This window comes from Kocuria sp. CH-021 (assembly GCF_049716185.1).
Classification (GTDB): Bacteria; Actinomycetota; Actinomycetes; order Actinomycetales; family Micrococcaceae; genus Kocuria; species Kocuria cellulosilytica.
The window spans coordinates 125301-149843 of sequence record NZ_JBNAFK010000003.1 but is presented as its reverse complement, the minus strand read 5'-3'; the positions used below and the strand labels follow the sequence as shown (position 1 = coordinate 149843).

The following is a 24543-nucleotide window of genomic DNA, read 5'->3' as shown; positions in this document are numbered from 1 at the left end:
GTGGCATCATGAACCGATGACCCGCCACGACCGGAAGAAGCTCGTCCTCATGCGGCACGCGGAGGCCGAGCACCCGTGGGGCGTGGCCGACCACGACCGCCCCCTGCACCGGGACGGGGCGACGGACGCCGCCGCCGCGGGACGCTGGCTGCTGGCCCACGGGCACGTGCCGGACATGATTCTGTGCTCAAGCGCCCTGCGCGCGCGCCAGACCTGCACGTGGGTGTGCAGCGAGCTCGGCGACCTCGCACCGACCGCCCGGCTCGACGAGTCCCTCTACGCGGCCCAGGACAGCCGGATCATCGCGGTGGTCAACCACGTGCCCGAGACCGTGGAGTCCCTGCTGGTCATCGGCCACCTGCCCGGTCTGCGCGACGCCGCCCTGCGCCTGGCCACCCCCGACTCCGACTACGACGCCGTCATGGCGCTCGCCGACGGCTGCCCCACCTCCGGCCTGGCGGTCCTGGAGGTCCCGGGCGCCTGGGCCGGACTGGACGGCGCCGACGCCCGCCTGGTGGACTTCACGGTGCCGCGCCCGTCCGCGGGGGACCGCTGACCGGCGGGCTCCGGCCGCCCGCGCGGCGGCCGGACCGACGAAGGAGCAAGGGATGCGACAGATCGAATTCACCCCGTCCGGGGACCGCGTGGGCGTGATCGGGTTCGGAGCCATGGGCCTGAGCTGGGTCTACGACCGGCACGGGCTGACCGAGCGGCGCAAGCACGAGGTCCTCGGGCTCGCGGTGGACCTCGGCATGAACGTGGTGGACACCGCGGTGCTCTACGGCGGGGGAGCGAACGAGGCGCTCGTCGGCGCCGCCCTCGGCGGGCGCCGCGACGAGGTCTTCCTCTGCTCCAAGACCGGTCTGCGCGCCGCCTCCCTCGACCCGCCCCGGACGGAGCGCTGCGGGCGGCCGGACGAGGTGCGCCGATCGGCCGAGGACAGCCTGCGCCGGCTGCGCACCGACGTGGTGGACCTCTACTACCTGCACCGCGTGGATCCCGACGTCCCCCTCGAGGAGACGTGGGGCGCGATGGCCGAGCTCGTGACCGCCGGCAAGGTGCGCCACGTGGGGCTCTCCGAGGTCAGCACGGAGCAGGCCGACCGGGCGCACGCGATCCACCCGGTCGCGGCCGTCCAGTCGGAGTACTCCCTGTGGACCCGCAACCCCGACGGCTCGGGGCCCACCGCCGACGGGGACCCCTCCGGGGACGTCATCGGCTGGTGCGCCGAGCACGGGGCGGTGTTCGTGCCCTTCTCCCCGCTGGGCCGCGGCTACCTGGCCGGTGGCCTCGCGGGCCGGGAGTTCTCCGGCGCCGACTTCCGCTCGCGCAACCCCCGGTTCACGGCCGAGGCCATGGCCGCCAACGAGGACGCCGTGCTCGCCCCCCTCCGCGAGGTCGCCCGCCGGCACGGGAGCACCTGCGCGGCGGTCGCGATCGCCTGGACCGCGGCGCGGGGCGAGCACGTGCTGCCGATCCCCGGCACCACCGACCCCGGCCACCTGCGGGAGGACGCGGCGGCCGCGGAGCTGCGCCTGACGGCCGAGGACCTCGACCTGCTGGCCGGCGTCGTCGCCGTCGGCGACCGGTACTGAGCGGCGCGGGCCGTGCGCGCGGTCGTCTGCGGGGCGGGCATCGCGGGACTGGCCCTGGCCGGGTGCCTGGGCCGGCAGGGCTGGGACGTCGTCGTCCTGGAGCGGGCGCCGCGCCCGCGGGAGCAGGGCTACATGATGGACTTCTTCGGCCCCGGCTGGGACGCCGCGGAGGCGATGGGCGTGCTGCCCGCGGTCCGGGAGCTCGGCTACACGGTGGACCGGCTCAGCTACGTGGACGAGCACGGCCGCGACCGGGCCGGCCTGCCGTTCGCCCGGTTCGCCCGCGCCCTCGACGGGCACCTCGTCAGCGTGATGCGCCCCGACCTCGAACAGGTGCTCCGTGAGCACGCGCGAGGTGTGGCGGAGCTCCGCTTCGGACGGCGCGTCGTCGGCGTGCGGCAGCGTCCCGGCGGGGCCGGCGCGGTGCTCGACGACGGCACCGTGCTCGACGCCGATCTGGTCGTGGGCGCCGACGGGGTGCACTCGGCGGTGCGGCGCTCGGCGTTCGGGCCCGAGGAGCGCTACCGCCGCTGGCTCGGCCTGCACACGGCGGCGTACGTGTTCGAGGACCCGGAGTCGTACCGGCGGATCGGCAGCCGCTTCTGCCTCACGGACAGCATCGACCGGGCCATGGGCTTCTACGGGCTGCGCGACGGGCGCGTGGCCGCCTTCGCCGTGCACCGGAGCGCCGCGCCGTCCCTGCCGGCCGCGCCCCGCGAGGCCCTGCGCGCCGTCCACGGCTCGCTCGGCTGGATCGTGCCCCGTGCCCTGGCGGCCTGTCCCGCCGCGGACCGGCTCTACTACGACGCGGTGACGCAGGTCGAGGTGCCGCGGTGGAGCAGCGGCCGGGTGGTGCTGCTCGGGGACTCGGGCCAGGCGGTGTCCCTGCTGGGCGGCCAGGGCGCGTCCCTGGGGATCGCCGGGGCGTGGCTGCTCGCCGAACGGCTCGCCCGCGCGGCATCGGTCGACGAGGCGCTGGCGGACTGGGAGCGGGTCTGGCGGCCGGTCGTGGCCGAGAAGCAGCGCGTGGCCCGCGGCGGGGCGCAGTGGTTCCTGCCGTCCTCCCGGGCGCGCCGGCAGGCGCGGCGCCTGGCGCTGCGCCTGGCCGCCCTGCCCGGGCTCGACTCCGTGGTGACCCGCGGTCTCGTGGGGCGCGCCGGGGGCGACATCCACGCCCTCGCCGCGGCCTGAGCTCTCCGCCGCCCGGCCGGAGCCGGGCACGAAAAAGCCCCTCACCGGCGTTTCCGCCGGTGAGGGGCTTCTCGACTGGAGTGCGCCCGAAGGGATTCGAACCCCCAACCTTCTGATCCGTAGTCAGATGCTCTATCCGTTGAGCTACAGGCGCATCGGCGTCCCGGCGTCACCGCCGTTCAAGCCGGACACAACTCTACATGTGGCCTCCGGCTGCGCAAAATCCACCGGTGCCCGGCCGGACGCCCGGCGCGACGGGCCGCGGCGCGCGTAACCCTGCTGGGGCGTGGCGGGGCCGGGACGATAGGATGGGGCCACATCACAGTAGAGACCGGCCGCCCACCTCCACGCCGCTCACTGTGGGCCCGGTGACACCGGGTCGAGTGTTCGACGACGAGCACCACCACGAGAGCCCCGGGCGGTCGGCGGACGGCCTCAACGAGGAGACATGTCAATGGCTGACAACCCCACTGCAACGACGGAGACCACCGGGCTGAACGAGGCTGTGAAGGGCGCTCTGAACAACGCGCCCACCACCCACGCGCACCTCCTCTCGTGGGTGCGGGAGATGGCGGAGCTGACCCAGCCGGACCGCATCCACTGGGTGGACGGCTCGGAGGCCGAGTGGACGCAGCTCACGGACGAGCTCGTGGACGCCGGCACCTTCGTCCGCCTGGACGAGACCAAGTTCCCCAACTCCTTCGCCGCGTTCTCCGACCCGGACGACGTCGCCCGCGTCGAGGAGCGGACCTTCATCTGCACCAAGACCGAGAAGGGCGCGGGTCCCACCAACAACTGGGAGGACCCGGAGGTGATGAAGGGCACCCTGCGCAAGAAGTTCCGCGGCGCCATGCGCGGGCGCACCATGTACGTCATCCCCTTCGTCATGGGCCACCTGGAGGCCGCGAGGCCGAGCTACGGCGTGGAGATCACCGACTCCGCCTACGTGGTGTGCTCCATGCGGATCATGGCGACCATCGGCACGCCCGTGCTGGAGAAGATGACCGAGCAGAACGGGTTCTTCGTCGAGTGCCTGCACTCCCTGGGCGCCCCGCTGGCCCCGGGCGAGGAGGACGTGCCCTGGCCCTGCAACCCGTCCAAGTACATCGTCCACTTCCCCGAGGACCGGGCCATCTGGTCCTTCGGCTCCGGCTACGGGGGCAACGCGCTGCTCGGCAAGAAGTGCTACGCCCTGCGCATCGCCTCCGCCATCGCCCACGACGAGGGCTGGCTGGCCGAGCACATGCTCATCCTCAAGATCACGAACCCCGAGGGCCGGAGCCGCTTCATCTCGGCGGCCTTCCCCTCGGCCTGCGGCAAGACCAACTTCGCGATGCTCGAGCCCACCCTCGAGGGCTGGAAGGCCGAGATGGTCGGCGACGACATCGCCTGGATCCGCTTCGGCAAGGACGGGCAGGCCCGGGTGACGAACCCGGAGGCCGGCCTGTTCGGCGTGGCCCCGGGCACGGGGTGGCCCACCAACCCCAACGCCATGCGCGCCATCGCCCGGGGCAACACGATCTTCACCAATGTGGCGCTGACCGACGACGGCGGCGTCTGGTGGGAGGGCATGACGGACGAGACGCCCGAGCACCTGACGGACTGGAAGGGCCGCGACTGGACCCCGGAGAGCGGCCGTCCCGCCGCGCACCCGAACTCGCGCTTCTGCACCCCCATCAAGCAGGCCGACATCCTCGCCCCCGAGTACGACGACCCCGAGGGCGTGCCGCTGTCCGCGATCGTCTTCGGCGGCCGCCGCAAGACCACCGTCCCGCTCGTCTCGCAGTCCTTCGGCTGGGAGCACGGCGTCTTCCAGGGCGCCACGCTGTCCTCGGAGACCACGGCCGCCGCGAAGGGCGCCGTCGGCGTGGTCCGGCGCGACCCCATGGCCATGCTCCCGTTCATCGGCTACAACGCCAACGACTACCTCGAGCACTGGGTCGAGGTCGGCGAGCGCATCGGCGAGGACGAGATGCCCAAGGTCTTCTACGTCAACTGGTTCCGCCGCACCCCGAGCGGGGGCTTCGCCTGGCCGGGCTTCGGCGAGAACTCCCGCGTGGTCAAGTGGATCTTCGACCGGCTCGAGGGCACGGCGGGCGGCCGGGAGACCCCGATCGGCACCGTGCCCACCAAGGAGGACCTCGACCTCACGGGCCTGGACGTCTCCGACGACGAGCTCGAGGCCGCCCTCAAGGTCGACGCCGGGGAGTGGAAGGCGGAGCTGCCCAGCATCGACGAGTGGTTCCAGCGGCTCGGCCACGTCCCCGAGCCCATCCTCGAGCAGCGCGCGGGGCTGGAGGACCGCCTGAACCAGGCCTGATCCCGGTCCGGGCCGCAGCGCCCCGACCCGGACGCGGACGAGGGGTCTCCCTGACGGGAGGCCCCTCCTCCGCGTCCGGGGGCCGCGTGGGACAATGGAGATGTTCCCGCGGACGGCCGGGACGCACCAGGACTGGGAAGGAGCCGCCATGAGCGAGCGGAGGACCCGGACGTGCGGCTGACGGCCTTCTCGGACATCGCCCTGCGCGTCCTGCTGCTGACGGGAGCCGTCCCCGAGGGGGAGAGGCTCACCACGCGCGCCATCGCCGAGGGCGTGGGCGCCCCCTACCACCACGTGACCAAGACCGTGGGCCGGCTCAGCGGACTCGGCCTGCTCGCCTCGAGCCGCGGCCGCACCGGCGGGGTGTCGATCACCCCCGCCGGCCTGGACGCCTCCGTCGGCTCGCTCCTGCGCGAGCTCGAGGCCGGCTCGGCGATGGTCGAGTGCGAGTCGGCCGGCGGGGACTGCCCCCTGGACCACGGCTGCCGGCTGCGCCGCGCCCTCGCCGACGCCCGGGAGGCCTTCTACGGCGCGCTCGACGACGTGCGCGTGCGGGACCTCGTGAGCGAGCGCCAGGTGGGTCCGGTGCTGGTGTCCATCGGGCTGCGCCCGCCCGAACCGCCGGGCGGCGCGGCGGGCGGCGCGCCGATTCCGTAATCCAGCATCTTAAATGCTAGTTTGGGGATGTCACCCACCGGCACCCCAGGAGGCAACCGTGCTGTCCGACCAGTCCCGTCCCGTCATCGAGCAGACCATCGGCGTCGTCGCCGAGCGCATCCCGTTCATCACCCCCGAGTTCTACCGGTCCATGTTCGAGGCGCGCCCCGATCTGCTGGACGGCATGTTCAGCCGCTCCAACCAGAAGAACGGGACCCAGGCGCAGGCCCTCGCGGGCTCCATTGCGATGTTCGCCTCGTGGCTGCTGTCCCACCCCGAGGGCTACCCGGACGAGCTGCTCTCCCGCGTGGCGCACAAGCACGCCTCCCTGGGCGTGCTCCCCGAGCACTACCCGATCGTCCACGAGCACCTGTTCGGCGCGATCGCCCGGGACCTCGGCGACGCCGCGACGCCCGAGGTCGTGGCGGCCTGGGACGAGGTGTACTGGCTGATGGCCGACGCCCTCATCAAGATCGAGGAGGGCCTCTACGCGGGCCAGGCCAACACCGTGGTGTTCGCCCCGTACCGGGTCGCGGCCAAGGAGCGGACCGGGACCACCACCACGGCGATCACCCTCGAGCCCGCCGACGACACCCCGATGACGCCGGCGGAGCCCGGCCAGTACGTGACCGTCGAGGTCCGGATGCCCGACGGCGTGGAGCAGCCGCGGCAGTTCACGCTGGTGCCGGGTCCCGAGGGCACGCGCCGGATCGCGGTCCGCCTCGACGAGCGCGGCGAGGTCACCCCGGTCCTCCACCACGACGTGCAGGTGGGCGACGTCCTGCGGGTCTCCAACCCCTACGGCGACGTGGTGCTCCCGGACGGGGACGGGCCCCTCGTGCTGGCCTCCGCCGGCATCGGCGTCACCCCCATGCTCGCGTTCCTGGACCGGCTGGTCCGCCAGGAGTCGCAGCGCCAGGTCCTCGTCCTGCACGCCGACCGCTCGGCCGCGACCTGGCCGCTGCGCGAGCTGCACGAGATGCTGGTCGCCGAGCTGCCCTCGGCCCGCCTGGAGACCTGGATGGAGACCCCGGGGGAGGGCGACCACGACGGGTTCATGGACCTCGACGCCGTGCCGGTCCCGGCCGACGCCCAGGTGGTGCTCTGCGGCCCGCTGCCCTTCATGAAGGCCGTCCGTTCCGCGGTGATCGCCCAGGGCGTCCCGGGCCGCAACGTGGCCTACGAGATCCTGGGCCCGGACCAGTGGATGCTCCACGACGAGGCGCGCGAGACCGCCGGGGTCTGAGGCGCCCGCAGCGCACGGGGCCCCGCCGGACGAGCTGTCCGGCGGGGCCCCGTGCGTTCCGGAGGCGTCAGGCGCGCACGATCCCGAGCACCCGGTCCCGGACCCGCTCCATGGTCGGCCGGTCCTTCGCCTCGACGTTGAGACGCAGGAACGGCTCGGTGTTGGAGGGGCGCAGGTTGAACCACCAGCCCTCGTCCGGGCGGCTGAGCGTGGTGCCGTCCAGCTCCTCCACGGTCACGTCCCGGCCGGCCAGGGCGTCCACGACCCGCCGGACGGCGCCCGCCTTGTCCTCGACCGTGGAGTTGATCTCCCCCGACGCCGCGTAGGGGTCGTACTGGTGCATCAGCTCGCTCAGCGGCCGGTCCTGCTCGCCCAGGGCGGCCAGGAGGTGCATTGCGGCGAGCATGCCGGTGTCCGCGTTGAAGAAGTCCTTGAAGTAGTAGTGGGCGGAGTGCTCGCCGCCGAACACGGCGCCCTCCTCGGCCATCACGGCCTTGATGAACGAGTGGCCCACCCGGGTGCGCACGGGGCGCCCGCCCCGTGCGGTGACCAGCTCGGGGACGGCGCGCGAGGTGATGAGGTTGTGGATGATCACCGGCTGCTCGACGCCCTCCGCCCGGGCGCGGTCGATCTCGCGCTCGGCGACCAGCGCGGTGACGGCGGACGGGGAGACGGTCCCACCCTGCTCGTCGACCACGAAGCAGCGGTCGGCGTCGCCGTCGAACGCGATTCCCAGGTCCGCGCCGTGCTCGAGCACGGCGCGCTGGAGGTCCACGAGGTTCTCGGGCTCGAGCGGATTGGCGGGGTGGTTGGGGAACGTGCCGTCCAGCTCGAAGTACAGGGGCACGATCTCCAGCGGCAGCGCCTCCAGCACGGCGTCCCCCAGCACCGCGGGGGTGGTCAGCCCGGCCATCCCGTTGCCGGCGTCGGCCACCACCTTGAGCGGCCGTGTCCCGGACAGGTCCACGAGCGAGCGCAGGTACTCCGCGTAGCCGGCCAGGACGTCCCGCTCGGTGACCGTGCCGGGCGCGGAGGCCTCCGGGACGGCGCCCTCGTCGAGATAGCGCTGGGCGAGGTCACGGATGTCGTAGAGCCCGGTCTCGGAGGAGACCGGGACGGCGCCGGCCTTCGACATCTTCATGCCGTTGTACTCGGCGGGGTTGTGGCTCGCCGTGAAGGTCACCCCGGCGGCGTCGAAGGTCCCGCACGCGTAGTACAGCTCATCGGTGGAGATCAGCCCGATCTTCACGACGTCCGCGCCGCGGCGCACGGCGCCCTCCGCGAAGGCGTCCACGAACTCCGGCGAGGAGGGGCGCATGTCCCCGCCCACCAGGACCGTCAGGCCGGCGAGGCCCAGGACGTCCACGAACGCGGCGCCCGTGGCCCGGACCGTCTCTGCGGTGATGGACTCGCCCACGATGCCGCGGACGTCGTAGGCCTTGAAGGAAGCTGAGAGATCGATAGTCACAAGGGGTGATCTTAGGCCACGGCCGCTCCCGGGCGCCGCGGGGCGCGGGCGGTCCTGTGATTGGATGACGAGCATGGTCGAGATCCTCCGCATGCGCAACCCGGTCCAGCACTATGCCTGGGGCTCCCGCGAGGTGCTCGCCCGGCTCCAGGGCAGGCCGGTCCCGAGCGATGAGCCCGAGGCCGAGCTGTGGGTCGGCGGGCACCCCGCCGCCCCCTCGACGGTGGTGCGGGACGGCCGGGACGAGCCGCTGGAGGGCCTGCCGTTCCTGCTCAAGATCCTGGCCATCGACGCCCCGCTGTCCATCCAGGTCCACCCCTCGCCGGAGCAGGCCGCGGCCGGCTTCGAGCGCGAGCAGCGGGCAGGGGTCCCGCTCGACGACCCGCGGCGCAACTACAAGGACCGCTCCGCCAAGCCCGAGACCGTGGTGGCCCTCACCGGCGTGGAGCTGCTCACGGGCGTCCGGTCCGCGGAGCGGCTGTGCGCCACGGCCGAGCGACTGGGACTGGACTGGCTGCGCGAGGTCGCCGGCGGCGGGCGCCCCGTCCTGCCGTCCGTGCTGACGATGGACGAGGACGCCGCCGCCGCCGCCGTGCGGGCCACCGTCGCCGCGGCCCGCGCCGCGGACCCGGAGGACCCCGTGGCCGCCATGGTCCGCTACGTGCAGGACCGGCACCCGGACGACCGCGGTCTGCTGGTCGCGGTGTGCATGAACCACGTCCGCCTCGCCCCCGGCCAGTCCCTGCACACCCCGGCCGGGCAGCTCCACGCCTATCTGTCCGGAACGGCGATCGAGGTGATGAGCTCGTCGGACAACGTCCTGCGCGCCGGGCTGACGGGCAAGCACGTGGACGTGGCCGAGCTGCTCGCCGTGCTGGCCGACGAGCAGGCGGAGCCGGAGGTCGTGGAGCCCGCGGCCGACGAGCGCGGCCGCCGCGTCTACCCCCTGTGGGACGAGCGGCTGTCGCTGACCGTCCACGAGCTCGTGCCGGGACGGTCCGTCCCGGTCGAGCTGGAGGGCACCGCGGTCCTGCTGAGCACGGGGGAGCAGGTGCTGGTGCGCGCCGCGGACCGGGAGTGGGAGCTGGGCGGCGGGGAGTCGCTGCTGCACCGGGGCGGCGGCGCCGTGGAGCTGTCCGGCGACGGCCGGGTGTTCACGGTCTCCTGCCGCTGAGCCGCGCCGCCGCACCGCGGGAGCAGATGGGGCCGGGGTCGGGGCCCGCCGGAGCCCGCCGTACCCGTCAGGGGCGGCGGCGGTGCCGGGGCACGGGGTGCAGCGGCGCCGACGGGTCCGGGGAGACGGACGCCCGCATCGTGTCCACGATCAGCTGCGCGAACCATCGCTGCGCGGGCCGCTGGTGGCCGGGCTCACGGGTGTAGACGGCCAGCTGCAGGACCGGCATCTCGACGGGGTGCGGGAAGACGCGGATCCCGGCCGCCTCCACGAGCGTCTCGGCGAGGTACCGCGGCAGCACCGCGAGGCAGTCGGTGCGCTCCACGACGGAGACCAGGCCCGTGAAGTGGGACAGCCGCAGGGCCGTGCTGCCCGGGGCGCCCGCCCGCTCCGCCGCGACCTCGGCGAGCTCGTGGCCCATCGAGGGGGCGAGCCGGATCCGCGGCTCCGCCGCGAACTGCTCGAGGGTGAGCTGCTCCCGGACGCGCGGGTGGTCGCGGGCGGCGATCACGACGTACTCGTCCGTGCCGATGACCGTCCGCACGATGTCGGCGCCGCCGATGTACGGGGCGCAGATCGCGGCGTCCACCCGGTTGCGCAGCAGGTCCTCCGGGACGTGCTCCACGTCCAGGGGCAGCACGGTCAGCTCCACGCCCGGAGCCTGCTCCCGCAGCGCCGTCATCACGGACGGCAGGAACGCCAGCTCCCCGAGGTCGGTCAGGGCCAGGGTGAAGCACTCGCGGGCGCTCGCCGGATGGAACCGGCCGCCGGAGGAGACGGCCGCCGTCACCTGCGCGATCCCCGCCTTCACCTGGGGGAAGATGCTCCGCGCGAACGGGGTGGGGCTCAGGCCCCGGCCCTCCCGGACGAAGAGCTGGTCGTTGCACTGCCGGCGCAGGTTCTTCAGGGCGTGGCTCACCGTCGGCTGGGTGAGGTGCAGCTCGGCCGCGGCCCGCGTGGCGCTGCCCTGCTCGTAGACCGTGCAGAACACGCGCATCAGGTTCAGGTCCAGCTCCACGGGGATGCTCCTCGATCGGCGGCTCATAGACGTCATGTATCGGTCCATCGACAAGATGTACTGGTTTGTGAATGCTACGCCACTAGAGTGATCCCTATCACAGCCCGGGTCCGCCGGGTCGCACAGCGCGGTGCGGACGGCGGGCCCGGCACCGACCACGGACGTCAGCACCGGACCGGCGTCAGCACCGACATCACCACAGAGAACACAGGGAGGCATGATGCGGCGTCCGCTCATGGGCTTGGGAGCAGCAGGATCCGTACTGGCGCTGGCCGCGTGCGGCGGCGACGGCGGCGGGGGCGCCGAGGGGGAGATGCAGGACGTCACCGTGGGCGTCATCCCCATCGTCGACACGGCCGCCATCTGGCTGGGGGAGGAGCAGGGCTTCTTCGAGGAGGAGGGCATCAACCTCGACATCCAGACCACCACCGGTGGTGCCGCCGCCGTGCCCGGCGTGGTCAGCGGGGACTTCGACTTCGCCTTCGGCAACACCCTGTCCGTGATGGTCGCCCAGGACGAGGGGCTGGACATCCGCTTCGTCACCAACGGCACGACGACCTCCGGCGACGCCGAGCGCGACTTCAGCGCCGTGGTGGTCCCCGCCGACTCGGACATCCAGGGGCCGGAGGACCTGGCGGGCAAGACCGTGTCGGTGAACAACCTCAACAACATCGGCGACACCACGATCCGCCACGTCGTGGAGCAGGCCGGCGGCGACCCCGACTCCATCGAGTTCGTGGAGGTCGGCTTCCCGGACGCCCCGGCGGCCCTCGACCGCGGCCAGGTGGACGCCGCCTGGATCCTGGACCCGTTCCTCACCCAGGTCCTCGACGAGGGCGCCCGCGCGGTGTCCTACAACTTCGTGGAGTTCGACCCGGAGCTCGACATCGCCGGCTACTTCACGACGGCGCAGCGGATCGAGGAGGACCCGGAGCTCGTCGAGAGCTTCCAGAACGCCATGAACAGGTCCCTCGAGTACGCGAACGAGAACCCGGACGAGGTCCGCGACATCGTGGGGACCTACACGGAGATCAGCGACGAGCTGCGCGAGAAGATGGCCCTGCCCCGCTACCGGACCGAGTTCGACCGGGAGTCGTTCCAGAAGCTGGGCAGCGCGGCCGTGGAGTACGGCTCGCTGAACAACGAGCCCGACCTGGACACGCTCCTGCCGTAGCGCAGGAGCACGGACCGACAGGAAGGATCCCATCCATGGCACGGACCCGCGCCGGCCGGTCCTGGGGGCCCGGCGTCCTCGGTGTGCTGGGAATCCTCGGATTCCTGCTCACCTGGGAGCTGCTGCCCCTGACCGGCATCGTCAACCCGCGCTACCTGCCCCCCGCCAGCGAGGTCCTGCTGGAGCTCGGGGAGCAGCTCGGCTCGGCGGGCTTCTGGCTGGCGGTCTGGCAGACCGTGCGGGCCTGGTTCCTCGGGCTGCTCATCGCCGCGGTCGCCGCGATCGTCCTGGGGCTGGTGATCGGCAGCAGCGCGTTCCTGCGCCGGGCCACGCACAGCACCATCGAGTTCCTCCGGCCCATCCCGTCGGTGGCGCTCATCCCGCTGGCCGTGCTGCTGTTCGGGGTGCAGCTCGAGTCCACCCTGCTGCTCGTGGTGTACGCGTCCTTCTGGCAGATCCTCATCCAGGTCCTCTACGGGGTCGGTGACGTGGACACCGTGGCGCAGGACACGGCCAAGAGCTACGGCCTCGGACCGGTGGCCCGCGTCCGGTACGTCACGTGGCCCACGTCCCTGCCCTACGTGATCACCGGGCTGCGGCTCGGGGCGGCCGTGGCCCTGATCCTGGCGGTGACCGCCCAGCTCGTGATCGGCACGCCCGGGCTGGGCCGGGAGATCTCCCTGGCCCAGTCCGGCGGCGCCGTGACCGCCATGTACGCGTTCATCGTCACGGCCGGGCTGCTGGGCGTGCTCATCAACCTGGGGATGCGGGCGCTCGAGCGCCGGGCGCTGTCCTGGCACTCGTCCGTCCGTGGAGAGGTGGCGGTGTGAGACTCGTCAAGACCCTGGGCTACGCCCTCGCGCTGCCCGTCCTGCTGATCCTCGTCTGGTGGGTCTACACCCTGGTGGAGACCAGCTTCTACGTCCCGGAGCCGGGCGAGTTCGCCACGACGTTCGTGGACGTCTGGTTCGGGGACCGGTTCTTCGACGACGTGCTGCCGAGCATCGGCCGGCTCCTGGTGGGACTGGCGCTGTCCATCCTGCTCGGTGTCGTCGCCGGGCTCGTGATCGGCTCGGTGCGCTGGCTGCGGAACCTGCTGGAGCCCGTGCTCGAGTTCTTCCGGGCCATCCCTCCGCCGGTGCTGGTGCCCGTCCTGATGCTGCTCATCGGCGTCAACGACCAGATGAAGGTCGTGGTGATCGTGCTGGGCTCGGTGTGGCCCGTGCTGCTGAACACCATCGAGGGCGTGCGCTCGGTCGACTCCGTCATGAACGAGACGGCGCGCTCGTACGGGATCCACGGGTGGTCGAGGATCATCCACCTGGTGGTCCCCGCCGCCAGCCCGCAGATGATGGCCGGCATCCGCCAGGCCCTGTCCATCGGGCTGATCCTGATGGTGATCTCGGAGATGTTCGCCTCGTCCTCGGGGCTCGGGTTCACCATCGTGCAGTTCCAGCGGTCGTTCGCCATCCCCGAGATGTGGAGCGGCATCGCCGTCCTGGGTCTCATCGGCGTGCTGCTGGCGTTCGTCTTCCAACGTGTTGAGCACAAGGTCCTCGCCTGGTACCGGGGCCTGAAAGAGGTGGAGAATGCAGGCTGAATCAGGAAGCTCGGCAGCGGGCGGCGGCGCGGCCGCCGACCGGACCGGCCCGGACGGGACCGCCACGGAGGTCTCGGACGGCGGCGCCGGCCGGACCGGGGGCAAGGACGTGCTGCTGTCCGTGCGCGGGCTGCAGAAGATCTACCAGAGCGACCACGGCGACGTGGAGGCCGTCCGCAACCTCACGTTCGACCTCAACCGCGGCGAGCTGGCGTGCCTCGTGGGACCCTCCGGCTCCGGCAAGACCACGCTGCTCAAGTGCATCTCGGGGCTCATGGCGCCGACCTCCGGCGAGGTGCTGCTGGGCGGGGAGCAGGTGACCGGCCCGCCTAAGGACATGGCCGTGGTCTTCCAGGAGTACGGGCGCAGCCTCTTCCCGTGGATGACGGTCCGCGAGAACGTGGAGCTGCCCCTGAAGAACGCCAAGCTGGCCCGGGACGAGCGGAGCCGGCTCGTGGAGGAGGCGATCGCCGCCGTCGACCTGCGCGGCGCGGACAAGAAGTACCCGTGGCAGCTCTCGGGCGGCATGCAGCAGCGCGTCGCGATCGCCCGGGCGGTCGCCTACCAGCCGAAGATCCTGCTCATGGACGAGCCCTTCGCCGCGGTGGACGCCCAGACCCGCGCCGACCTCGAGGACCTCATCCGGGACGTGTGGCACCGGATGGGTGTGACCGTGCTGTTCGTGACCCACGACATCGACGAGTCCGTCTACCTCGGCGAGCGCGTCATCATCCTCTCGAGCTCGCCCACGGTGGTCCAGGAGGACCTCGCGATCGACCTGCCCGACGACCGCGACCAGCTCACCACCCGCGGCCTGCCGCGGTTCACGGAGCTGCGCGGCCACGTCTACGAGGAGATCCAGCGCGCCAAGCGCGAGGCCGGCACGAGAGCCTGAGCCGGCCGGCGCCTCCACCGGCCCCCGGGCGGAGGCGCCGGCGGGCCCCGGGCGGAGGCGCCGGCGGGCCCACTACACTGGGCCCACCGGCTCCGGAGCGCCCGGCGCCTGTTCCCACGGGAGGCACGCCATGAGCACCACCCCGTCCGAGGGACTGCGCGGCACCACCGCGCCGTGCCCGCGCTGCGGCGCCACCGGCTTCGAGCTGGTCTACGTGCAGATCATGCCCGACGACTGGGACCAGGCGCGCGACGTCGAGCTGGCGTCCCCGTCGATGATGCTGCCCGACGGGCGCGCCCCCGAGTTCTCCTGCCAGAACGGGCAGTGCCGCCACCTCTGGTGAGCCCCGGCCGCCCCCGGCGGTGACCACCGCCGGCCCCTCGCCCCGCCCGGGGGCACGCCGGGCCCTGCCCCCGGGACCGTCCCCGGACGCGGCCCGGCAGTCGCGGGTCAGTCCGGGGAGCGCCCGCTGCGCCCGCCCGGACCGGGGGAGTACCCGTGGTCGGTCGCGTAGGCGCCGAGCACCTCCTCGGTGCTCTCGCCCGAGCCGTGGAACTCCGTGCGCAGGTGCTGGCCGATGTCGGAGACGGCCGAGGAGAGCATCGCGGCGCTGAGCCGGACCTCCTCGGCAGGGGACTCCCCGGCGCGGGCCGCGATCTCCATGGCGTAGGGCAGGAAGACGGCCAGCGCCGCGTCCTCCTTGACCTCACGGAAGTAGTAGGACTCCGCGTTCTGCACGAGGGCCACGTGCACGTCGACCACGTCCGCGGTGAGCTGGTCCACGGTCCGGCTCGCGCCGGCGCGGTCCAGGTGCGCCACGCGTTCCGCGAAGCCCACGGCCTGCAGGGCGCGCAGCCGCACCGCGAGGGCGCGCCGCCGGGCCAGGGCCGGATAGATCTGGATGAACCACGACACCGTCGCGGTCAGCAGCGCGAAGCCGATCAGGGCCTCGATGGGCGAGACGAAGCGCAGCCACGCCCCGGTGGGCACGACGTCCCCGAAGCCGAGCGTGCCCAGGGTCACGAGCGAGATGTGGAGCGCCTCGGCGAAGTCGTCGTACTCCTCCGGGTTCATGCCCTCGGCGTAGTAGAAGCCCTCCGGGACGTACGGGTAGTACACCAGGGCCCACCCGAACGCCTGGAGCATGCCCCACAGCACGATGACGACCACCACGCCGAGCGGCCCCGCGAGGGAGCCCCAGCGGTGGTCCGTGCTGCGGGAGAGCCTCCACACCAGCCGCAGCACCCAGAAGCTGATCGTGCCCCGGCCGCTGGGATACAGGAGCCCGCGGAACACGTCGTAGAGCCCGAAGCCCACGAGGCCGAGACCGAGCAGGGTGAACACCTCGTCCATGGATCTCCTCCCCCTCGGACGGCCGGACGGCGCGGCGGCGCGGCCGGCTCGTCGGTCGCCCCAGGATACCGGCGCGGCGCCGGTGCCCCGGGCCCGCCCCGGGGCGGGGCGGTAGCGTGGTCGCCATGGACTCCAGCACCCTCGTGAACATCCTCCTGATCCTGCTGTTCGTGGCGGTCGGAGGGGTCTTCGCGGGCACCGAGATGGCCATCGTGAGCCTGCGGGAGAGCCAGGTCCGGAGGATCGAGCGCTCGGGGCGCAAGGGCGCCCGGACCGCCGCCCTCGTCCGGGACCCCAACCTCTTCCTCTCGGCGGTGCAGATCGGCGTGACGGTCGCCGGGTTCTTCTCCTCGGCCTACGGCGCCTCCACGCTCGCCCCGGACGTGGCCCCGCTGCTCGTCCGGGCCGGGCTGTCCACCGCCGCCGCGGAGACCACGGCGCTGATCGGCATGACCCTGGTCATCGCCTACCTCTCCCTGGTCCTGGGGGAGCTCGTGCCCAAGCGGCTGGCCATGCAGCGCTCGGTGGGCTTCACGAAGGCCCTGGCCCCGCCGCTCAACCTGTTCGCCAAGCTCATGCGCCCCGTCATCTGGCTCCTCTCCGTGTCCACCGACCTGGTGGTGCGGCTCGTGGGCGGGGACCCGCACGCCGCCGCCGAGGAGGTCTCGGCGGAGGAGATCCGCGAGATGGTCGTGGACACCCGGGGCATCGGCCCCGTGTCCCGCTCGATCCTCACGGACGTCTTCGAGGCGGGCGAGCGCCGTCTCGCGGAGGTCATGCGCCCCCGCCCCGACGTCCAGTTCCTGGACGGCACCCTGCCCGTCACGGAGGCGTACCGCACGGCGCTGACCCTGCCGCACTCCCGCTACCCCGTCCTCGGCACGAGCGTGGACGACGTCCTGGGCTTCGTGCACATCCGCGACCTCGTGCTCGCGGACGAGGACGGGGACGGGGTCATCGAGGCACCGCCGCGGACCCTGCGGGACGTGGTGCGGCCCATCCCGTTCCTGCCGGAGACCAACCACGTGCTGCGCACCCTGCAGGCCATGCGCAAGGGCGGGCACCACATCGCGCTGGTGGTCGACGAGTACGGCGGGACGGCGGGCATCGTGACCCTCGAGGACCTGGTGGAGGAGCTCGTGGGGGAGATCTACGACGAGTTCGACGCCGGGATCCGGGAGCACGAGGACACGGTGCTGCGCCGGGGCGGGGCCGTCCTCGTGGACGGCGGGCTGATCATCCAGGAGGTCCCGGCGGAGGCCGGTCTCGTGATCCCCGAGGGCCACTACGAGACCGTGGGCGGGTTCGTGATGGACCGGCTGGGGCGGGTGGCCCGCCCCGGCGACGTGGTCGTCGTGGACGACCACCGGCTCGAGGTCCTCGCCGTGGACCGCAGTCGGGTGGAGCGGGTGCGCATCACCCGTGCCCCGCAGGACGCGGCGGGGCACGAGCAGCCCGGCTCCTGACCGCCGGCGCGCCCCGGACGGCGGCGCCGTCCAGCACGGCGAGGACGTCCCGCGCCCTGAGCGCGCAGTCGCCCACGACCCCCAGGTCCAGCGGCCGGTCCGCCGGCCGGTGCGCGCCCAGGACGGACTCCTCGAGGTCCACCTGCACCACCGGGGCCTCCGGGCCGAGGAAGCGACCGTGCCGGTCACGCCGCGGGCCGCTCGACGAGGGCGAGCACCCGGGCGGGGCTGCCTGTTCCGCCCACCAACGGCAGGGGCGCGACCACGAGCTGCGCCCCGAGGACCGGCAGCCGGTCCAGGCGGCGCAGGGAGGTGAGCCCGTACTCGTCATGCCCCAGCAGGTGGTGGTGGGCGGGGAGCGGCGGATCGAAGCCGCCGGCGACACCCGCGTCGATGCCGACGGTCTCCACGCCGAAGCCGCTGACGTGCGGATGGGCGGCGAGCCACTCGGCGGCCGCCACCGACGGGCCGGGCGGTCGGGTGCGCCCGCTGCCACGCGCGCACACTCCCATTCTGTGGCATCTGTGTTCACATAGTGGGTGCACACGAGGTCTCGGAGGTTGTCCCGGTGTACTGTGATGGGCGTCCCAACGGCTCGCGATGCTCTCCCCGCAACCGGCACCGGCTGCGCACCGGGGGTGGTCGGCGCCGCCGCGTCCTGCCCGCACCCCGCAAGGAGTCCTCCATGAGCACCACTTCCGAGTCCTACCTGGTGGGCCTGATCGGCGACGGCATCACCCGCAGCCTCACCCCGCCGATGCACGAGACCGAGGCCCACCACCACGGCCTGCACTACCTGTACCGCCCGGTGGACCTCGAGGTGATCGGCCGCCCGGGCGAGGACGTGGGAGAGCTGCTGCGCGCCGGCCGCGACCTCGGGTTCAACGCCTTCAACATCACGCACCCGTGCAAGCAGCTGGTCCTGGAGCACCTCGACGAGGTCGCCCCGGAGGCGGCGGCGCTGCGGGCCGTCAACACGGTGGTGATCCGCGACGGGCGGTTCATCGGCCACAACACCGACGTGTCCGGCTTCGCCGCGGGGTTCCGGGCGGTGCTCCCCGGCGCGGCCAAGGACCGCGTGGTCCAGGTCGGGACCGGGGGCGCCGGCTCCGCCGTGGCCTCCGCCCTGCTCAGCGCCGGCGTGCGGACCCTCCACCTGTTCGACGTGGACCCCGCCCGGGCGGCCGAGCGGGCCGCGGCCATGGCCCGGCTGTTCCCCGAGCAGCAGGTCGAGGCGGCCACCGTCGAGGGCCTGCCGGACCTGGTGCGCGCGGCCGACGGGCTGGTCAACGCCACCCCGGTGGGCATGCACCACCACCCCGGCACGCCGGTGGACCCGGACCTGCTGGCGGCCCGGCAGTGGGTCGCGGACGTCGTCTACCTGCCGGTGGAGACCCAGCTCATCGCCGCCGCCCGGGCCGCGGGGTGCCAGGTGCTCGACGGCGGCCACATGGCCGTCGGCCAGGCGGTGGACGCGTTCCGGCTCATCACCGGTGTGGAGCCCGACCGCGGCCGGATGCGCGCCCACTTCCTCGACCTCGTCGCCGCGCAGAGCAGCTGAGCGCACCCTGTTCCACCCGTCCCGGGGCGGGACCCGTCCGTCGTCCGGCCCGGGTGGGCGGGGTCACTGCTGCTCCTGCCGGGGGACGGCGGCGAGGTGCTCGGGCTGCACCGGCACGCGCACGGCGGGGTGGTCGGGGTGCGTGCGCAGCCACTTCTTGATGTAGGGGCACACCGGGACCACGGGCAGCCCGGCCGCAGCGGTGTCGTCGAGGGCCTCCCGGGCCAGTCTCGAGCCCAGGCCCTGCCCGCCGTAGGCCTCGTCCACGCTCGTGTGGTGGAAGATCCGCTGCGGTCCGTCCGCGCCGTCGAAGGGGACCCAGTGGGCCGTGCCGATCACGGTCCCCCCGTCGAGGAGCTCGTAGCGGTGCCGGCCGGGGTTGTTCCGGACCGTGACGGCGGAGGTGTCCATGGTGCTCTCCCGGGGGGTCGGGCTCAGCCGCGGGGACGCAGCTGGACGGTGGGCAGCGGCGGGGCCGGCAGCGGGGCGGGCTGGTCCGGCGGGTAGGGGCCGAAGCGCGGATACGGGGCGCCGTCGGCGTAGGTCCCGCCCACCGGGGCGGCGGCGGGTTCGGCCTCGATCTCCGCCTGCCAAGCGGCGCGGTAGGCGACGACCTCCTCGTGGGTGCGGCCCACGAAGTTCCACCACATCACGATCTGCTCGCCCAGCGGCTCCCCGCCGATGAGCAGCAGCCGGACCGGGCTGAGACCGGCCTCCAGCACCACGGACCCCTGTCCGACCGGGAGGTAGGCGAGGTGGTCGACCGGCACGGGGGCGCCGTCGAGCGTCAGGTCCCCGCTGTCGAGCAGCACGCCGTGCTCGAGGCCCGGGTCGAGCTCGAGCTCCAGGCGGGCCCCGGGCCGCAGGAGGGCCTCGGCGGCGAGCAGCGGCGGCGTGAAGGTCTCCACCGGGGACGTGACCCCGGCCAGGGAGCCCAGGTGAACGCGCAGCTCGGTGCCCTCGCCGAGCACCGGCTCGGGGGCGTGGTGCTCGAAGGCCGGGGCCATGTGACGGGTCGCGTCCGGCAGGGCGTACCACAGCTGCACCCCGTGCAGGAGGGTGGTCCCGGGGGTGGAGAACTCCTGGTGGGAGATGCCCCGCCCGGCGATCATGAGGTTGACCTCCCCCGGCTTCACGATCGCGTCGTGGCCGGCGGAGTCCCGGTGGGCGATCCCCCCGGTGAACAGCAGGCTCACGGTGGCCAGCCCGGTGTGCGGGTGCCTGGCCACGGTCATGCCGCCGGACTCCGAGACCAGGTCGGGGCCGTAGTGGTCCACGAAGCACCACGCCCCGATGAGGCTGCGCCGCCGCTGGGGCAGGGTGCGGCGCACGGTCATCGCCCGCGGTCCGCCCAGGGGCACCTCGCGCGGTGCCAGCAGCTGCGCGCCGGCCCCGGCGGCCTCGGTGCACAGGAGCTCCTGCGGGTCCACGTCCAGGTTGGTCACGCCGTGCCTCCCGCGACGGCCGACGGGGTGCGCGACGCGTCCGGCGCCTGCTCCCCGGCTCCCCGGTCCTCGGGCGCCGCCGCCCGGGGGCGGACCCGGTGCCGGGAGAGGACCGAGACCCGGTTGAAGGCGTTGATCGCCACCGCCGTCCACTGCAGCGCGGAGTACTGCTCGTCGGTCAGCTCCGCCCGGGCCACCGCCAGTTCGGCCAGCCGGGTCTCCTCGTCGGGCAGCAGGGTCACGGCCTCCCCGATGGCCAGCGCGGCCCGCTCCCGGTCGTCGAACAGCCCCGTCTCGCGCCAGGCGGGGAGCACGGCGAGCTTCTGCGCGCTCACCCCGGCCTCCACGGCGTAGCCGGTGTGCAGGTCCAGGCAGAACGCGCACCCGTTGAGCTGGGAGACCCGGATGTTGAGCAGCTCCACCAGCGCCCGGGACAGCCCGGCGTCCTCGGCCGCGGCGGCGACCTTGCGGGCCAGCCCGTTGAGCGCCCGCCAGCTGCCGGGATCCGCCTTGTCGAGGTAGAAGCGGTCGCTGGCGGTCATGGAGCCTCCTGGTGGTCGTCGCGGCTCCGCTGGGCGGTCCCGCCGTGCCTCCAGCGAATACCTCCGGCGGTGCCCCGTCAAGTGCGGGCCGGGTGCCCCGGCCGTTCCGTCGCAGGACGTGCCGCGGGGACCGGGTCGCGGGACAATGGAGGTGACCGAGCAGGAGCACCGGAACGACGAGAGGACGGTACGCCATGGACGAGGAGATCCGGCTCAGCGGGGCCGACCACCCGCACGTGCAGATCCCCCGGCTCGGGGAGCTCGATGCGATCTGGGCCCGGCGGATCGTGCTCGCCCTCGTGGCGAGCCTGGTCGTGGGGCTGCTGGGCGGCATCGCCGCCGCACTCCTGCTGGGCGATCGCGGGCTGCTGAGCCCCGCCCAGTGGGGGCTCGTGGTGGGCGGGGCCGCTCTGCTGCTCAGCGGCATCATCCTCTCGCTCACCCGCGCGGACGACGCACCCCGCAACGACCTCATGGACGCCCGCGCCCGGGCGAGCAAGGGGCTGCGGACCTCGGTGCGCCGCGCCGCCGTCCCGCAGGACCCGGCGCTGCGAGAGATGCAGGACTACATGGCGGTGGAGATGGTGCAGTACGCCTGGCCGATCCTGCTGACCGTGCCCGGCATGGCGCTGGTCGTCTGGGCGGTCTTCGTGCCCGTCCCCGCCGTGCTGGTGGCGCTGCTGCTCGTGCTGGTGTGGGCCGTGATCCGGGTCAACGGGACCGTGGTGGGCCGGCGCTACTACAAGCTGCGCGGCCTGGTCTGAGGGGGCGCCCCGCCGGGGCGGACCGGGCGGCGTCAGCGCCGGGGGAGGCGCACGAGCTCCACGTCGGTGAGCCGCCCGCCCGCGGCGGCGGCCGTCAGGTACGTGCAGTACGGCTGGCGCCGCCGGTCCGTGGGGGAGCCGGGGTTCAGCAGCCGCATCCCCGCCGGGGTGGTGCTGTCCCACGGGATGTGGCTGTGGCCGAAGACCAGGACGTCGAGGCCGGGGAACGCCCGGTCCGCGCGGGCCTCCCGTCCGGCGGCGGCCCCGGTCTCGTGGACCATGCCGAAGCGCACGCCCCCGAGCGTCTCGCGGGCCACTTCGGGCAACCGCTCGCGCAGCTCCGGCCCGTCGTTGTTGCCCCACACCCCCACCAGGCGGGCGGCGCGCTCCTCGAGCCGGTCGAGGGTCGCGAGGTCGATCCAGTCGCCCGCGTGCAGCACCACGTCGGCGTCGTCGACAGCACGCCACACCGCGGCGGGGAGGTCGCGGGCGCGCTTGGGGACGTGCGTGTCGGCGAGCAGGAGGAGTCGGACCACGGGCTCAGCCTCGCACAGGGACCGGCCGGCCGTCGCGGCGGAACCGGTCCAGGGCCCGCGAGCCCAGCCAGACGGCGCCGAAGAAGACGATCACGGCCATGCCGAGGAAGTTGAGGTCGACCGCCGCCACGAGAGCGAGCGCACCGCCGCTCGGCTGCACGAGCTCGGCGAGCACGGACAGCAGGCTCGCCCCGCCGATCACGAAGGCGATGAGAACCGAGACGGTGGTCACCGTGACGTTGTAGTTCAGCTTGCGGCGGGCGTCGACCGAGGCCCAGCCGTAGACCCGGTGCATCAGGATGCCGTCGGCGCTGTCGAACAGCGTCATGCCGGCGGTGAAGAGCACGGGCAGCACGAGCGCCGCGTACCAGGGCAGCTCGGGGGCGAGCCCGCCGGCCATGACGAACAGCCCGATCGAGGCGGCCGTGTCGAGGCCGAGGCCGAAGAGGAAGCCGACGGGGTACATCCGGGCCGGGCGGTCCACCGCTCGCGTCATGGGGTGCAGCACGCGGTGCAGCACCCCGCGGTCGGCGAGGTGGGCCTCCAGCTCGGCGGGGTCCAGGACGCCGGTGCGCGCGGTGCGGCGGGCCCGGCGCAGCCGGAGCAGCACGGCGAGGTTGAGGGCCCCGGCGGTGACGAGGAACAGCCCCGAGACGGTGCCGCCCCAGATCCCGGCGGCCCGGCGCAGCCCGGAGCCCTCGTCCGCGAGGCCGCCGGCGAAGGCCTCCACCCCGAGGGTCAGCAGCAGCACGGAGACGAGGACCACCGAGGAGTGCCCCAGGGCGAACCAAAAGCCGGTGGCCGTGGACTCCCGGCCGCGTGCCGTCAGCGAGCGCGTCGCGTTGTCGATCGCGGCGATGTGGTCGGCGTCGAAGGCGTGCCGGATGCCCAGGGCGTAGGCGCTGAGGGCGAGGCCCACGAACAGGCTCGTGCCGCCCTGGGGGGTGTCGGTGCCCGCGACGAGGGCGAGCAGTGCGCCCCAGCCGGCGAGGTGCAGGAGGACGACCGCGGTGCCGATCACGGTGACGCTGCGCCGTCCGGCGGCGGACGGGGGGACGGTGCGGGAGGTGCTCACGGCGGGCCTTTCACTGGGGTGGGGCGGCTGCGGGGAGGGGCCGCGGGGAGGGGCCGCGGGGCCGGGCGCGCGGACCCGGCCCCGCGCCGGCGTCAGCTCTCGAGCGGGACGCCGGCCTCCTCCGCGTCGGCGAACAGGGCGTCGATGTGCACCGGGTCCTTGCCGGCGCGCTCGAGCAGGGAGGCGGCCACCCCGGAGCGGTAGCCGGAGCCGCAGTGCACCCACAGTCGGCCTTCGGGGACCTCGTCCATCCGGGGCAGCAGCTCGTGCAGCGGGATGTTGACCGCGCCGGGGATGTGGGAGTCCTCGTACTCGTCCACCCGGCGCACGTCCAGGACGGTCTCGTCCTCGGGGCGCTGGTCGAGCATGCCCGTCCAGTCGACGCGCGGGTAGGAGGACACGGTCGCGCCGGGGGCGAGCTTCGCCGGGTCCTCGCCCAGGGCGGCGTCGGGGGAGTCGATGCCGATCCGCGAGAGGTCGCGGATCGCGTTCTCGACGTCCGCACGCGAGCCGACGAGGGTCAGCTGCCGGTCGTAGGGGAAGATCCAGCCCAGGAACGCGGTGAAGCTGGAGCCGTCGCCGTACTCGAAGCTGATGGTGCCCTTGAGGTGGTCGGAGGAATACGCCACGCGGTGGCGCAGGTCCACCACCCACTCCCCGGCCTCCAGGCGGGAGCGGAGCTCGGCGGGGTCCAGGGAGTCGGGCACCTCCAGGTCCGGTTCGGTGGGGCCGGCGGCGTTGGCCGGGCCCATGTGCACGTAGTAGTTCGGGTAGGCGGTGAGGTTGGCGATCAGCTCGGAGACGAAGTGCTCCTCGTCCGGATCGGTGTAGACGTGGTTCGTCCGGATCTGCTCGCCCAGGGTGGACTCCTCCGCGCCGGTGGCGGGGCCGGAGGAGCAGAAGGAGCCGAAGCCGTGGGTGGGGTACAGGGCGGCCTGCTCCTGGGCCTCGGCGGCGAGGCGGCGGGCGGAGGCGTACTGGTCGTGGGTCAGGCCCACCATGTGCTCGGAGCCCAGCAGGTCGGTGCGGCCCACGGAGCCGTAGAGGACGCTGCCGCCGGAGAACACGGCCTGCTCCTCGCCGTGGGTCACCACGAAGGAGAGGTGGTGGTGGGTGTGGCCGGGGGTGGCCACGGCCTTCACGGAGAGCTCCCCGACCCGGACGGTCTCGCCGTCGGCGATCGGGGTGCGCTCGAAGGAGACCTCGTCGGCGGCGTTGACGAGGTAGGCCGCGCCGTGCTTGCGGGCGTAGAGGCAGCCGCCGGTCAGGTAGTCGTTGTGGATGTGCGTCTCGGCCACGTGGGTGACCTTCACCCCGGCCTGCGCCACGGCGGTCTCGACGCGGTCGATGTCGCGCTGGGCGTCGATGACCAGGGCGACCTGCCCGTCGTGCACGAGGTAGCTGCGGTCCCCGAGCTGCGGGGTGTCGATGACGGTGACGTCCATGGTTCTCCTCCTGTAGCG

At 73.4% G+C, this 24543-nt stretch carries 24 protein-coding genes, 1 tRNA gene and 1 pseudogene; 15 read left to right on the top strand and 11 right to left on the bottom strand.

Annotated features, from left to right (window positions below):
* Nucleotides 1-16: 16 nt before the first annotated feature.
* The 3 genes from ACPYN7_RS03210 to ACPYN7_RS03200 are packed head-to-tail and all read left to right on the top strand — an operon-like array spanning nt 17 to nt 2786.
* On the top strand, nt 17-556 hold the full coding sequence (locus ACPYN7_RS03210) for a SixA phosphatase family protein (protein ID WP_058873913.1): 540 nt from the start codon (nt 17-19) through the stop codon (nt 554-556).
* A 52-nt stretch (nt 557-608) separates the two neighbouring features.
* On the top strand, nt 609-1595 hold the full coding sequence (locus ACPYN7_RS03205; RefSeq protein ID WP_424346674.1) for an aldo/keto reductase: 987 nt from the start codon (nt 609-611) through the stop codon (nt 1593-1595).
* A gap of 12 nt (nt 1596-1607) precedes the next feature.
* Nucleotides 1608-2786: an FAD-dependent monooxygenase gene (locus ACPYN7_RS03200; protein ID WP_424346673.1), complete on the top strand. Its 1179-nt coding sequence runs from the start codon at nt 1608-1610 to the stop codon at nt 2784-2786.
* 81 nt (nt 2787-2867) lie between these two features.
* On the opposite strand, the gene ACPYN7_RS03195 is transcribed toward ACPYN7_RS03200, so the two are convergent.
* Nucleotides 2868-2940: transfer RNA gene (locus ACPYN7_RS03195), tRNA-Arg, on the bottom strand.
* A 300-nt stretch (nt 2941-3240) separates the two neighbouring features.
* Here ACPYN7_RS03195 and ACPYN7_RS03190 point away from each other — a divergent pair.
* The 3 genes from ACPYN7_RS03190 (at nt 3241) to ACPYN7_RS03180 (ending at nt 7009) form a co-directional block, all read left to right on the top strand.
* A complete protein-coding gene (locus ACPYN7_RS03190; protein WP_424346672.1) occupies nt 3241-5106 on the top strand; it encodes a phosphoenolpyruvate carboxykinase (GTP) in 1866 nt (621 codons plus the stop codon).
* Between the two features lie 171 nt (nt 5107-5277).
* The gene (locus ACPYN7_RS03185) at nt 5278-5763 is read left to right on the top strand and encodes an RrF2 family transcriptional regulator (protein WP_424346671.1); all 486 of its coding nucleotides are present in this window, start codon (nt 5278-5280) and stop codon (nt 5761-5763) included.
* Between the two features lie 58 nt (nt 5764-5821).
* The gene (locus ACPYN7_RS03180; RefSeq protein ID WP_424346670.1) at nt 5822-7009 is read left to right on the top strand and encodes a globin domain-containing protein; all 1188 of its coding nucleotides are present in this window, start codon (nt 5822-5824) and stop codon (nt 7007-7009) included.
* A 67-nt stretch (nt 7010-7076) separates the two neighbouring features.
* On the opposite strand, the gene ACPYN7_RS03175 is transcribed toward ACPYN7_RS03180, so the two are convergent.
* Entirely contained in the window at nt 7077-8477 is a 1401-nt protein-coding gene (locus ACPYN7_RS03175) for a phosphomannomutase/phosphoglucomutase (protein ID WP_424346669.1), read from the bottom strand.
* A gap of 73 nt (nt 8478-8550) precedes the next feature.
* Here ACPYN7_RS03175 and manA point away from each other — a divergent pair, with 73 nt between their 5' ends.
* Complete coding sequence (gene manA / locus ACPYN7_RS03170; protein WP_424346668.1) at nt 8551-9651, top strand: mannose-6-phosphate isomerase, class I; 1101 nt, start codon at nt 8551-8553, stop codon at nt 9649-9651.
* Nucleotides 9652-9718: 67 nt separating this feature from the next.
* On the opposite strand, the gene ACPYN7_RS03165 is transcribed toward manA, so the two are convergent.
* Nucleotides 9719-10669, bottom strand: coding sequence for a LysR family transcriptional regulator (locus ACPYN7_RS03165; RefSeq protein WP_424346667.1), 951 nt, complete (start codon nt 10667-10669; stop codon nt 9719-9721).
* Between the two features lie 220 nt (nt 10670-10889).
* Between ACPYN7_RS03165 and ACPYN7_RS03160 the strand changes: the two genes are divergently transcribed.
* The 5 genes from ACPYN7_RS03160 to ACPYN7_RS03140 all read left to right on the top strand — a co-directional run bounded on the left by ACPYN7_RS03160 (nt 10890) and on the right by ACPYN7_RS03140 (nt 14681).
* A complete protein-coding gene (locus ACPYN7_RS03160) occupies nt 10890-11843 on the top strand; it encodes an ABC transporter substrate-binding protein (protein ID WP_058873986.1) in 954 nt (317 codons plus the stop codon).
* Nucleotides 11844-11878: 35 nt separating this feature from the next.
* Nucleotides 11879-12673 carry an ABC transporter permease gene (locus tag ACPYN7_RS03155; protein ID WP_058873922.1) on the top strand — a complete coding sequence of 265 codons (795 nt, stop codon included), beginning with the start codon at nt 11879-11881 and terminating at the stop codon, nt 12671-12673.
* Nucleotides 12670-13443: an ABC transporter permease gene (locus ACPYN7_RS03150; RefSeq protein ID WP_058873923.1), complete on the top strand. Its 774-nt coding sequence runs from the start codon at nt 12670-12672 to the stop codon at nt 13441-13443. Before ACPYN7_RS03155 ends, ACPYN7_RS03150 begins: the two co-directional genes overlap by 4 nt.
* Nucleotides 13433-14338 (top strand): ABC transporter ATP-binding protein, encoded by a 906-nt coding sequence (locus ACPYN7_RS03145; protein ID WP_424346666.1) that lies wholly within the window; start codon nt 13433-13435, stop codon nt 14336-14338. Before ACPYN7_RS03150 ends, ACPYN7_RS03145 begins: the two co-directional genes overlap by 11 nt.
* A gap of 130 nt (nt 14339-14468) precedes the next feature.
* Nucleotides 14469-14681, top strand: coding sequence for a hypothetical protein (locus ACPYN7_RS03140; protein ID WP_058873924.1), 213 nt, complete (start codon nt 14469-14471; stop codon nt 14679-14681).
* Between the two features lie 107 nt (nt 14682-14788).
* Here the strand turns inward: ACPYN7_RS03140 and ACPYN7_RS03135 are convergent, their stop codons facing one another.
* The gene (locus tag ACPYN7_RS03135) at nt 14789-15691 is read right to left on the bottom strand and encodes a potassium channel family protein (RefSeq protein ID WP_424346665.1); all 903 of its coding nucleotides are present in this window, start codon (nt 15689-15691) and stop codon (nt 14789-14791) included.
* A gap of 125 nt (nt 15692-15816) precedes the next feature.
* Here ACPYN7_RS03135 and ACPYN7_RS03130 point away from each other — a divergent pair, with 125 nt between their 5' ends.
* The gene (locus tag ACPYN7_RS03130; protein WP_424346664.1) at nt 15817-17157 is read left to right on the top strand and encodes a hemolysin family protein; all 1341 of its coding nucleotides are present in this window, start codon (nt 15817-15819) and stop codon (nt 17155-17157) included.
* Nucleotides 17158-17342: 185 nt separating this feature from the next.
* On the opposite strand, the pseudogene ACPYN7_RS03125 reads toward ACPYN7_RS03130, so the two are convergent.
* A pseudogene (locus ACPYN7_RS03125) lies at nt 17343-17630 on the bottom strand (cyclase family protein); the annotation flags it as partial.
* 212 nt (nt 17631-17842) lie between these two features.
* On the opposite strand from ACPYN7_RS03125, the gene ACPYN7_RS03120 reads away from it, so the two are divergent.
* Nucleotides 17843-18718 (top strand): shikimate dehydrogenase, encoded by an 876-nt coding sequence (locus ACPYN7_RS03120; RefSeq protein ID WP_058873928.1) that lies wholly within the window; start codon nt 17843-17845, stop codon nt 18716-18718.
* A 63-nt stretch (nt 18719-18781) separates the two neighbouring features.
* Here the strand turns inward: ACPYN7_RS03120 and ACPYN7_RS03115 are convergent, their stop codons facing one another.
* Genes ACPYN7_RS03115 through ACPYN7_RS03105 form a run of 3 tightly spaced genes read right to left on the bottom strand, consistent with a single transcriptional unit; the run spans nt 18782 to nt 20705 of the window.
* Nucleotides 18782-19129 (bottom strand): GNAT family N-acetyltransferase, encoded by a 348-nt coding sequence (locus tag ACPYN7_RS03115; RefSeq protein ID WP_424346663.1) that lies wholly within the window; start codon nt 19127-19129, stop codon nt 18782-18784.
* 23 nt (nt 19130-19152) lie between these two features.
* Complete coding sequence (locus ACPYN7_RS03110) at nt 19153-20163, bottom strand: pirin family protein (RefSeq protein ID WP_424346662.1); 1011 nt, start codon at nt 20161-20163, stop codon at nt 19153-19155.
* On the bottom strand, nt 20160-20705 hold the full coding sequence (locus ACPYN7_RS03105) for a carboxymuconolactone decarboxylase family protein (protein WP_424346661.1): 546 nt from the start codon (nt 20703-20705) through the stop codon (nt 20160-20162). The genes ACPYN7_RS03110 and ACPYN7_RS03105 overlap by 4 nt, the downstream gene beginning before the upstream one ends.
* Nucleotides 20706-20899: 194 nt before the next feature.
* Between ACPYN7_RS03105 and ACPYN7_RS03100 the strand changes: the two genes are divergently transcribed.
* Nucleotides 20900-21469, top strand: coding sequence for a hypothetical protein (locus ACPYN7_RS03100; protein ID WP_058873932.1), 570 nt, complete (start codon nt 20900-20902; stop codon nt 21467-21469).
* A 32-nt stretch (nt 21470-21501) separates the two neighbouring features.
* Here the strand turns inward: ACPYN7_RS03100 and ACPYN7_RS03095 are convergent, their stop codons facing one another.
* The 3 genes from ACPYN7_RS03095 to ACPYN7_RS03085 form a co-directional block, all read right to left on the bottom strand.
* Nucleotides 21502-22005, bottom strand: a complete 504-nt coding sequence (locus tag ACPYN7_RS03095) for a metallophosphoesterase family protein (RefSeq protein WP_424346660.1) — start codon at nt 22003-22005, stop codon at nt 21502-21504.
* A gap of 4 nt (nt 22006-22009) precedes the next feature.
* Nucleotides 22010-23080, bottom strand: coding sequence for a HoxN/HupN/NixA family nickel/cobalt transporter (locus tag ACPYN7_RS03090; protein WP_424346659.1), 1071 nt, complete (start codon nt 23078-23080; stop codon nt 22010-22012).
* Nucleotides 23081-23172: 92 nt separating this feature from the next.
* A complete protein-coding gene (locus ACPYN7_RS03085) occupies nt 23173-24525 on the bottom strand; it encodes an MBL fold metallo-hydrolase (RefSeq protein ID WP_424346658.1) in 1353 nt (450 codons plus the stop codon).
* Between the last annotated feature and the right edge of the window lie 18 nt (nt 24526-24543).